The sequence below is a fragment of the Mesorhizobium humile genome, from assembly GCF_033977215.1.
In the GTDB taxonomy this organism is placed as follows: Bacteria; Pseudomonadota; Alphaproteobacteria; order Rhizobiales; family Rhizobiaceae; genus Mesorhizobium; species Mesorhizobium humile.
Genome location: NZ_JAVIIV010000014.1, coordinates 168,885 through 180,298 on the forward strand (window position 1 = coordinate 168,885; position 11,414 = coordinate 180,298).

At 58.4% G+C, this 11,414-nt stretch carries 4 protein-coding genes; 2 read left to right on the plus strand and 2 right to left on the minus strand.

The window, feature by feature from the left end; genetic code table 11:
- The first annotated feature begins 190 nt into the window (after positions 1-190).
- A complete protein-coding gene (locus tag RFM52_RS21140) occupies positions 191-7,228 on the plus strand; it encodes a non-ribosomal peptide synthetase/type I polyketide synthase (protein WP_320297918.1) in 7,038 nt (2,345 codons plus the stop codon).
- A 184-nt stretch (positions 7,229-7,412) separates the two neighbouring features.
- A complete protein-coding gene (locus tag RFM52_RS21145) occupies positions 7,413-8,729 on the plus strand; it encodes an aspartate aminotransferase family protein (RefSeq protein ID WP_320297919.1) in 1,317 nt (438 codons plus the stop codon).
- Between the two features lie 386 nt (positions 8,730-9,115).
- Here the strand turns inward: RFM52_RS21145 and RFM52_RS21150 are convergent, their stop codons facing one another.
- Positions 9,116-10,225, minus strand: a complete 1,110-nt coding sequence (locus RFM52_RS21150) for an IS110 family RNA-guided transposase (RefSeq protein WP_320297920.1) — start codon at positions 10,223-10,225, stop codon at positions 9,116-9,118.
- 391 nt (positions 10,226-10,616) lie between these two features.
- Positions 10,617-11,414 (minus strand): IS110 family RNA-guided transposase (locus tag RFM52_RS21155; protein WP_320327872.1); only part of this gene is annotated, 798 nt, incomplete at its 5' end.

Sequence of the window (11,414 nt, forward strand, 5' to 3'; positions counted from 1 at the left end):
CTCGATCTTTCTTTTGACTTTTTTTAAAATTTGTACCCCCCAGTCCGTCCACAATTCTACCTTTGTATAAATGTGTATTCCGTATTACGAAAGGTGCACATGACCGCCGCAAATAATTCTCGAACAATTCAAACCATCTTCACGAGAAGAATGACATGTTCTCTGAACAACTATACGGCTGGAGAAAGCAATGGATCATGTTACACGTCCGCTGTCGCATGGCCAGATGGGCCTTTGGATACATCATCAAAAGCGACCGACAGGTAGCGAATACAATCTGCCAGTCCAACTGCGCATAAAGGCACCGTTCGACATTGATGCCTTGCGGCGCGCGCTCCGGTCATTGATCGACCGCCATGAAATGCTACGCACAACCTTTCACCAGGACGGCGAGCAGGTCGTTCAGCGCATTCATGGGACAGCCTCTCTGAGTTTTCATGTCGTTCGGCTAAACGTCGAAGAGGCGGACTTCCGTCACTGTATCGCAGCGGAAGCTCGCTCGCCTTTCGATCTGGAACATGGGCCCGTGTTTCGCGCTCACCTGTTCATCAGTGCCAAGGAAGAGGTTCTCCTCCTCAATTTCCATCATATTATATCCGACGGCTGCAGCATTCGCACCTTCCTGCACGAGTTCGGCAGGCTCTACCAGGCGTTCTGCGGCGAAACAGGCATGCCGAGCCTCACCACAGCGGCTCCTTATAAAGACTTCGTAGCCTGGCAAGAGCAACTCCTTGACGGCGACGATGGAGAACGCATGTGGGCCTACTGGCGCAGCCAGTTTGTTGATCACGAACCTGACTTGGCCCTTCCGACCGACAGACCACGAGCCGCACTTGCCACGCACACCGGGTCAGTTCTCTCAGTGAATATTGAGATGTCACTGGTCGCGCGCTTGGAGCGACTGGCGCACAAAGAAAAAGTGACGCTCGCCACCGTGCTGCTTGCTGCCTATTACGTCCTGCTGCATCGTTATGGCGACCAGGACGACATCACCCTCTACGTGCCACGTCTCGGTCGTCCGGCAGGCAATTTTTCAGGGACCTTCGGGTACTTTGTGACGCTGGCAGCCCTACGGCAGGATCTTTCCGGAAATCCCATTTTCCTCGACCATCTGCAGCGGGTGCGCCAGCTCATGCGTTGCGCGCGCAGCCACGAGTATTTTCCCCTTCCGCTGCTACTGGAGAAACTCAAGCTGCCCACGGCAGCCAATCGCAATCCTCTCGCGCAAGCAGTTTTCAACTTCACTCCGGAAGCGGTGAGTTCTCTTGGCTTCGCGCCATGCGAGGTCGACCTGTCCGGCTTGCCTGCGCAAATCCAACTTTGCGAGACCGATATCTGGATCGATCTCGATTTTCGAATCCTGGCCAGCAAAAAAAGTGTCCGCCTAGATGTCGTATACAATTCGGATTTGTGGGATCCTAGCACCATCGAGCGGCTGGCGAACCACTATCGTTTGTTGCTAGAGGCGATTGCAGATGCGCCAGAGCGACGGATAGGCGACTATAGTCTTCTGACGCAAGAGGAAGAGCACCATCTTCTGCACGGTTTGAACGACACAAGTGCAGTTTTCCCGTCCGACATTTGCTTGCACAACCTGATCGAAGCGCAGGCTGCCGCTTACCCAGACAATATCGCTGTCAGTTGCCCATCGGAGGCACTCAGCTATGCCTTACTAGAGCAAAGGGCAAACAGGCTCGCTCGTCATCTAATTTCAAAAGGTATCCGCCTTGGCGACGTCGTCGGCGTTCTCGTTGAGCGTTCGTGCGATCTCATTGTCGGCTTTCTAGCAATCTTGAAGGTGGGGGCCGTTTACCTTCCTCTCGATCCGCGACTCCCAGCCAAGCGTCTGCGCTTCATGCTGCGGGATGCTGGCACCACTGCAGTGATAAGCAAAACGGAACTTAAGGAACAGACGTTCGGGAAAGACCTGTCAGGGCTAAACATTGAAGGTGCGAATGGATACGCGGTGGTTCTCCTCGACGGGGACGACACCCAAATTGCCCTGCATGAAGTCACGCCTCCGCACTGTCTTGCCCGCCCCTCTGATTTGGCCTACGTGATCTATACGTCCGGTTCAACGGGTCAGCCTAAAGGCGTGATGGTTGAACATCGCAGCGCCTGCAACATGACGGAGGATCTAAGACGCACTTATCAGTTGGGGCCAGATGGCCGGGTATTGCAGTTCGCTTCCTGCGGATTTGATGCATCTCTGTTTGATTTCATGTTGGCCTTATCTTCGGGTGGTCGATTGTGCCTGGCGCCCCCATCGGCGTCACTGCCTGGAGCCGAGCTTGTCGACTTCATGCGCCGTGAGCGCATTACCGCTGCCGGTCTTACCCCCACGGCGTGGATGGCCTTGCCATCAACCGATCTTCCAGATCTCGCCGTGATCAAGTCAGGTGGCGAGTCTTTGCCATCGAGCCTCATTGAGCGATGGGGTGAGAATCGGCGCATCTTCAACTCCTATGGGCCCACCGAAACAACCGTTTTTTGCATCAGGAACGAGGTGAAACTTGATGGGCGAAAGCCACCGATCGGGCGCCCTGCTATCAATACCAAAGCTTACATTCTCGATCGCTATGGCAAGCCGGCACCAATTGGCGCAATCGGTGAGCTTTATATCGGGGGTGTCGGCCTTGCTCGCGGCTACATCAATCGCGATGAACTCACCCGCCAGCTTTTCCAGCCAAAGCGGTTTCGTGACCAGCCGCAGTCCAGACTCTATAAGACTGGAGATCGAGCCCGGTATCGGTCAGATGGCACGATTGAGTTCCTAGGTCGGAAAGACGGACAGATCAAGATCCGCGGTATGCGGGTCGAGCTTGCCGAAATCGAGCAGTGCCTGATGGAGCACGAAAATGTCAAGGCATGCTGCGTTGCGCTGACAGAAAATGCGAACCTGACAGCCTATGTGGTGACGCAACGGGAGATTTCGGAGAACACCGATGACCTTCAGGCTTTTCTAGGTGCCGTGCTTCCCAACTACATGATCCCCTCACAGTTTGTCTTCCTCCCGCAGCTACCGACCAATCGCAGCGGCAAGGTAGATCGGCGCGCCCTTCCCGAGCCGAGAAAGCCGAATTCAAAACAGCTAATTTTGCCGACCTCCGGGCTGCAGACGAAGTTGGCTGAGATATGGAAAGATGTGCTGCAACTCGACTCTGTCGGCGTTGAAGACAATTTCTTCGATGTGGGCGGACACTCCATGGCCATCGTCCAGGTTCAGGCACGAATCCGTGACCGCTTGGGGATTGATTGCAAGATTCTGGATCTGTTCGAGCACACCAACATTAGTAGGCTGGCCAGACACTTGGCCGGAATTTCAGGAGCTCACCACCCGGAACAGCCCAAGAAGCCAAGTAGCCTAGCCGCGACGAAAGACATACCTAGCCAGGATCGCAATGCTATCGCGATCATCGGCATGGCGGGGAGGTTCCCGGGAGCGGAGAATGTGGATCAATTCTGGAACAATCTGGTCGATGGCGCAGAGTCCATCGCAGATCTGGATGAAAAGACATTGCGAGAAGCTGGCGTTGATCCCAATACCTTTGGCAAGCCCAATTATGTGAGACGCGAAGCCGTCATCAGCGGAGTTGATCTGTTTGATGCAGCGTTTTTCAACGTCTCGCCTAAGGAAGCAGCGTGGACGGACCCACAACAGCGAATTCTGCTTGAAACAGCGTATCAGGCGCTCGACCATGCAGGATACGGATCTCGCGAAGCAGGAGTTGGCCGTGTCGGTGTCTTTGCCGGCGTGGGGGCCAACCACTATCTCGTTGACCGCGAAGCGAGCCGCGACCTGCTGGATTCAGAGAAGTTGCAGTTTCGTATTCTCAGTGGCTGCGATTTCACGGCGACGCGCATCGCCTATAAGCTCAACTTGACCGGCCCCTGCGTCTCAGTTCAGACGGCTTGCTCCACCTCGCTAGTTGCTGTCCACCTCGCTTGCCAGAGCCTGCGCAGCAATGAGTGCGACATGGCAATGGCAGGTGGTGCATCGATTTCCTTGCCGCATGGAAAAGGCTATCTCCATCAACAGGGCCATATCTTATCCCCTGACGGCCACTGCCGTGCTTTCGATGCTAAGGCACAAGGAACGGTGAGAGGCAGCGGAGCAGCGGTTGTCGTTCTCAAGCGATTGAGCGATGCTTGCAAAGACGGAGATTATATATGGGCGGTCATAAAGGGGACCGCCATCAACAATGACGGGGCCGCCAAGGTAGGCTTCACCGCCCCCAGCGCCGACGGACAAGCTGCGGTGATTCAGGCTGCCCTCACCGATGCTGGCGTCCCAGCGGACACCGTTGGTTACGTGGAGGCGCATGGTACGGGAACCTATCTTGGAGACCCCATTGAAATCTCTGGCCTGACCAAGGCCTTCCGTTCCCATACCGCGAGGAAACAATTCTGCGCAATAGGTTCGGTGAAGACAAATATTGGCCATCTCGACGCCGCTGCTGGGGTAACGGGGTTGATCAAGCTCGCCATGATGCTGAACAGGGGCGTCATTCCTGCTAGCCTGCATTTTGACATACCCAATCCAAATATCGACTTTCACGAGAGTCCGGTACTCGTAAACAAGACCCGCACTGCTTGGCCCAAAGGTGATCAGCCAAGACGCGGCGGGGTTAGCTCATTTGGCATTGGTGGCACGAACGCACACGCGATTCTTGAGGAGGCTCCGCCGCGAACCGAGGAGCACGCCAGTCGCAGGCCGCACGTCTTTCCGGTATCGGCGGCGAGCAGGTCGGCAATGACCGAAATGCTCCGGCAACTGGCCGGCTTTATGCGCCGAAGCGATATTCAGCATGACGTAGCAGATATCGCATGTACCCTTCAAAAGGGTCGAGCGGCTCTCAGATATCGCACAAGTTTCGTGGGATCCGATCTGGTGGAACTAGCCGACCAACTCGATCACGCGGCACTGAATACGGACGCGTCGGGAGAGGCGCCAAGTAGTGAACACCACATCGTGTTCATGTTCTCCGGCCAGGGCGGGCAGCAGATCGGAATGGGTCGGGAGCTTTATGAAGAAGAGCCTGTATTCCGCAACGCCATCGACGAATGCGCAAAATGGCTCAACGAGTTCGCGGATATTGATTTCCGCCCCCTGCTCTACTGCGAAGGAAAATCTGATGGCGAGAGTGAGCCTCAGCTGGAAGCCGTCATACAGCCTGTCATCTTTGCTACGCAATACGCGATGGCGAAGCTCTTCATCTCGTGGGGCATTTTCCCAGCAGCTGTGATAGGCCACAGCATCGGAGAATATGCCGCCGCTCATGTTGCGGGCATCATCTCGTTACCCGAAGCGATTCGACTGACACTGAAAAGGGGGCAGTTAACGTCGCACGTACCCGTCGGCGGGATTGTTGCAGTCCATCTGTCGCGGGAAGAACTCCGACCATATTGGAATGAACGCCTTTCATTGGCGGCCATAAACGGGCCGCGTCAGTGCGTTGTCTCGGGGCCCGTATCCGATATAGCAGCGTTTCATGAGCGATTGCAGGCGAAATCCATCGCAAGCAAGCGAATGCGTGCAAGTCATGCCGTGCATTCATCCCTGCTCGATCCAATCCTGCCGAAGTTTAGGATCCACGCAGAACAAGTCGAGTTGCACACGCCGCAAGTACCTTTCATGTCAACGGTGCTCGGTGATTGGCTTGAGGCGGAAGTGCCGCCTGATGGCAGCTATTGGGTCCGCAATCTGCGTGAGACGGTGCAGTTCCAGGTAGCTTTCGATCGGCTGGTGCAATCGGGACACGAGTTGTTCATTGAGATGGGGCCGGGTGCAGCCCTGACCGCGCTTTCCAGGCAGTTCAAGTCAAAGAGCAACCTGCGCGGCCCCGTCGCCTTTGCAGGCTTGCCAGGAGGCGGTCACGGGCAAGGGGATCATACGAGAGTGTTACAGACACTGGGCAAGCTTTGGACCTGCGGCGTTGGTATTGATTGGTCTGGCCTGCACGATCATAAGCCCCCGCCGCGAACTCCCCTCCCGCCTTATCCTTTCGACCGCAAGCGTTACTGGCTCGACGCAGTCGCCACGAGGGAGCAGGTCCAAAATACCGAAGACGCTGGGGGCTCATCCGTCGATCGCCCGGCTGGGAACGAAGGAGGGCGCAGTCCGATTTTGATTGTCTCTGCTGACGCAGCTTTGGACTGCCAAATTGCGGCCGTCTATCGGGATATTCTGGGCGTGGATGACGTTGCCCTGACCGACAGGTTCTTTGATCTTGGTGGCGATTCGTTGAGCGCCTTAAGCGTCATCGATCGAATCGAGCAGCTAACGGGAGAGAGATTGGCTGTGTCCCTGCTGCTGGAACATCAGACACCCGAAGGGCTCGCATTAGCCCTCTCGAAGACCCATGGAGACGCGCATCCGAGGGCATTAGTGCCGATACAAACCGGCGGTTCGCACGCACCTGTGTTTTGCCCCCACCCCTTTGGCGGACATGTACTCTTATATACGCCTCTTGCTAAAGCACTGGGTGCAGAGCAGCCACTCTTCGGATTACAGGCGAGGGGCCTGAATGGTGAGGCAAAACCTCACCTGAGCATTACGGAGATGGCAGGAGAATATGTTGAGGCCATCAAGAGCGTACAAGCACGCGGCCCCTATCAGCTCGTCGGCTTGTCCATGGGCGGTAGCATTGCTTGGGAAATGGCCTGCCAATTGCGCGATGCTGGTGACGAGATATCGATACTTGGGTTGCTCGATGCCAAAGCAATTCACAAGGATGAAGATCACACAGACGGCCGGTATCATCGCCTGCTCGGCAACAGTCCCATTCCTGACTGGCTGAGCGCGCAAGCGATCATATTGACCGTGCTTTTTCCCGCGCTGAAGCAACATTGGCGAAGGCTGAAATCCATCAAACGTGAGTGTCAGGTTACGGCCTTGCGCGATTTCGGGACGCAAGCAGGCAATGTCCCCGATATGAGCAATATGCAGCTCAATAATATTCTGACAGTTGCCGAGGCAAATAGAATTGCGCTGCGTGATTATACGCCTCGGCCCAACGACAGCAGGTCCGTTCTCTTTGCGGCAAAAAATGGGCTACGAACTTCCACTAACCAGCCCGATGGCGATCTTGGGTGGAGGCAATTCGCGCGAAGCCCCCTAGAAATTCACGAGGTGCCAGGTGACCATTACACGATGGTCGCTCCGCCGCATGTGAGGGTCCTGGCGAAAAAGCTTAACAGCGTTCTCAATCAAAGGAGTAAGCGATGACACCCAGCACATTCGCGAAAGTCTCCGATCTGCGCACGGCTCGGCGGAAACGTCCGGATCGGATTTAGACAATTTCTACAAACGAGAGTGGACGACCTGCGCAAAGCATTGTCGAGCAGGTGGCTGGCTACTCCTGACAAGGCGCAAACCGCGCTAGCCCCCAGAGCAAATGTGAGGATTCAAGATGAACCAATCGACCGTCGAGAAACTCGCCCTCGAACGCGAAATCGAGGAATTGCAAGCTCGCTATTCAAACGCTAATCCTAGGAGTCGAGTGCACCTTTCCACGGCGCGCCAAGTGCTCCCCGGCGGAAATACGAGGGCCGCGCTCCACTACGATCCGTTTCCCGTATTCATCGAAAGCGCGGAGGGTGCCCGCGTCATCGACGTCGACGGACACAGCTATATGGACTTCGCAAACGACCTGACGGCCGGGTTCTACGGTCATTCCCACCCGGTCATACTGGCCGGCATCCGAAGCGCGCTCGATAACGGCATCAGCTTCGGTGGTCCCCATAGGTATGAAGAAGCGCTGGCCAAAGCGATATGTAGTCGTTTCTCGTCGATCGAGCGTGTTCGCTTCGGCAATTCCGGCACCGAGGCCAATCTAATGGCCATCGGCCTGGCGCGCGCGGTAACGGGCCGGCCGCTGGTGCTCGCCTTCCATGGTGGATATCATGGGAGCTTTGCCAACTACCTCGGTGCCGAAATGCCGCTCAACGTCGACAAGCCGCGGCTGCGCTTCGCTCGATTCAACGACGAGGAAGATGTTCGGCGAGTCCTGGAAAAGGATGGAGCACAGACCGCCGCCATCATCATCGAACCCATGATGGGGAGCGGCGGCGGCATTCTGGCCGACCCTACCTTCCTTGCCAATCTTCGGGTCATCGCGGATGAGTGCGGGGCGCTTCTTATCTTCGATGAGGTTCAGACCGCCCGCTTCTCCCCTGGCGGCCTCCAGGATCTAGTTAAGGTCCGCACCGATCTCACAACGCTTGGCAAGTCGCTAGGTGGTGGCCTGACATTCGGTGCCTTGGGCGGACGCGCGGACCTGATGGATCGGCTGGACCCGTCCCTTCCTGGCGCTATCGGACATGGCGGCACGTTCAACAATAACGTGCTGACCATGATCGCCGGCCAGGTCGGTCTAACGAAAGTAGCGACCGCCGAGGCGCTCCATGGGGCCAACGCTCGCGGCGATACGCTGCGCCAGAGCCTCCTTGCAGCCGCGAGGGCACGTGGACCAGTGCTTTCGATCGGCGCCTACGGGTCCATTCTATCGCTGCATTTTCAGCCCAAGGCACCCCGTAATCCCGCCGAAATCGCGACCACGCCAGTGCAACGGAAGCTCTTTCAACTGGACATGCTTCTGCGCGGCTTCTACGTGCAGCGGCGTGGCACGATCAATCTCTCACTGGCCACGACCGATGAAGACTGCACCGCATTCACCGAGGCCTTCGGGGGCTTTCTTGACCGCTATTCGGCCTTCCTGCCGTCCTGACGACACTCCGTGTAAGCAGGGCAGCCACGCATTATGAGCCCCCTGAAGCGAAGCCGAACTGCCGCGCCTGCCTCCTCAGGATTTTTTCAGCTAGTCTCTCATGTTCCCTGTCAAGGTTGAAGGCAAGAAGGCTCACCCTGCTTGGCAGGTTTGCCATGCAGTCGGATCGGTTGAAGCTGCACAGGGCTGGGGGTGGAGCTCAGAGACGACGGTTGATCAGACTCTCATCCGCGGGTTGGGTACCGGCCTTCCGTGTCTTCGTCTCGGGGCTGTCCTCGGTCTAGAGGGCGGGCGTCGGGCGCATCGGCTCGGCCACATAACTAGCGACGGGAGTTCCCCACCGTGGCCCACCCCCAACGCTGTGCAGCGGGTTGGGTCGAGACCGGTTATGACGGCGCGACCTCCCGGCCGATGGCCCACAAGAAGGCGGCCATCTCGCGTGCGATCGCAGCCACGACCACCGGCGGCTTCTTGCCAGTGGCGCTGAGGCGGCGATAGCGGGCGCAGAGCCGGACCTGCCCCTTCCAGGCAATATCGCGGACAGCCTTGGGCAGCCCCTCGAGCCGCACCCTCAGGGCCTCGCTGACCCTGGCAGGATAGCGGTAAGTCCATGCCGCTTCGACCAGGGCGCGACGGGCGCGTCGATTGCCGGCGAGCGTAAGGCTCGACCGGCGAACCGTGACACCGGTCGAGCGCTCCCCCGGGACAAGGCCGAGAAAAGCCATCAACTGCGGCGGCGTATCGAAGCGACGCACATCCCCAATCTCGGCCGCGAAGATCACTGCGACCAGGAACGAGGCGCCACGCATGGCCTGATAGGCCTCGACGACCCGCGCCATGGACCAGGTTGGCACGATGACTTTCAGCTGCTCGTCCAGGCGATGCAGTCGCTGAGCCGCGTCCTCGATCGCGTCGATCTTCTCCTGGAACACGATCTGCTGCGCGGTATGCTCGAAGCTCTGGCGGGCAAGCCAGCGCAGGTGCGCCAATGTCCAATGGCCGCCGTTCTCGTAGATCCGCCCATGGCGCAGGAGGAAGGAAAGTAGCTGCTGGCGTTTGCGGCGCAGGTCGTCGGCTGCGGCTTCGCGGGCTCGGACCAGATCGCGGACAGCCTCGTGGACCACGTCCGGCACCCAGACCCCGGTCAGCTCGCCCGCCCGATGCAGCCGCGCGAGCGTGACCGCGTCCCGCCGGTTGGTCTTCACATGCTCGCCCGGCCGCTTCGGGATCAGAGCCGGCGCAACCACCATGCAATCGTGTCCAAGATCGCGGACCTGCCGGCACAACCCATAACCGGTCGGCCCGGCCTCGAAGCAGACGTGCAGTCGATCATACTTTTTTCCCAGCTTCTTGATCGTCCGCTCTATCGCCGCAGGACTATTCTCGACCTCGCCGACAAACCGGACCTCGCCAGTGCGACCGCCCTCCGCAATCGCAACCGCGTGCTTCTTCTTGGCTACATCAAACGCAACAAATGCTTCGCTAAACTCTCCCATGGCTCGCCCTCCGTGCGTGAGGATCGGCTCGGCCCATCCGAGCAACCCTCGTCCTTTAATCGCACGAAAGGGCGGGCCACCGATCTCCGCCTCGGAACATGACGTCTAGCAGGCTTCTCTGATTGGGGTCGGTGAGGTCAAGCTTTTCCCGTCTTCTTTCCGGATCATGTCGCCCCGCGGGTCACTCGCTTCTCTTCGCGGTCGGCGCGGAGCCGCCGCATGATGGGGTCAGGGAGAGCGAGGCGTCTCAATCTGTTGAACGACCTTGGAGAATTCGCCCAGGATCGTGCCTGCTAACGAGATCGCCTTGCCCATCGTCCCCACGGGAACGATCCGGATGACCCTCTCGGGCGAACCACTGTCTGTGTTCGTTTTTGTTCCTTGTCCTATTTCATGCCAATGTGGGGCCGGCGGCTTCCTTTCCAAAGCGGAATTCGGTTGCGTCGGCCCACATGCGATGCAGGATGACGGCCAGCTTGCGGGCTACCGCCACGCGGGCTCGCGCCATGCCGCGACGTTTGGCGATGTTCATGCCCCAGGCGCGCAAGCTCGACCATTTCTTCGAGCGCACGAGTAGCGAATGTGCTGCCTCGTAGAGGGCGGTGCGGGCGAGTTCGTCGCCGCAACGGCTGACCTTGCCCTGAATGTCGGTTTCACCGGACTGGTATCGCGCTGGCGTCAGCCCCAGATGCGCTCCCACTGCCCGCGAGGAGCCGAACCGTTCCGGCCGGTCGATCGTGGCGCGGAAGGTGAGCGAGGTGATCGGCCCGACGCCGGGCGCGCTCATCAGTCGCCGACAGACTTCCTCCTTGCGGACGATGTCGAGAACCTGCTTGGTCAGGCGGGCGAACTCCTTGAGCATGGAGCCGAGGATCGAAAGCAGCGGCTCGACCATCACCATCGCCTCGGCGTCGGCGCCGACCAGCTCGCGCACGCGATCAGCAAAGGCGGTGCGCGAGGGCGTGCCGAGCTTGATACCGGCCTCGCGCAGGATGGCGCGCACAACATTCTCTATGCTGCGCATCTCGTTCAGCACCGTGCGGCGGGCCACCAACAGCGCGCGCCACAACCGGCATTGCCGGGTCTTCACATGCACCTGTCGATACCAGCCCGTGCGCATGATCTGCGCAAGCGCGCGGGCATCGTTGCGATCGGTCTTGTTAGGCATCGTCTTCATGGCCGCATTGGC

Bases quoted from the DNA above. Each gene is read 5' to 3' on its own strand.
- RFM52_RS21150 (WP_320297920.1), bottom strand. From the start codon at position 10,225: ATGGGAGAGTTTAGCGAAGCATTTGTTGCGTTTGATGTAGCCAAGAAG.
- RFM52_RS21145 (WP_320297919.1), top strand. From the start codon at position 7,413: ATGAACCAATCGACCGTCGAGAAACTCGCCCTCGAACGCGAAATCGAG.
- RFM52_RS21140 (WP_320297918.1), top strand. From the start codon at position 191: ATGGATCATGTTACACGTCCGCTGTCGCATGGCCAGATGGGCCTTTGG.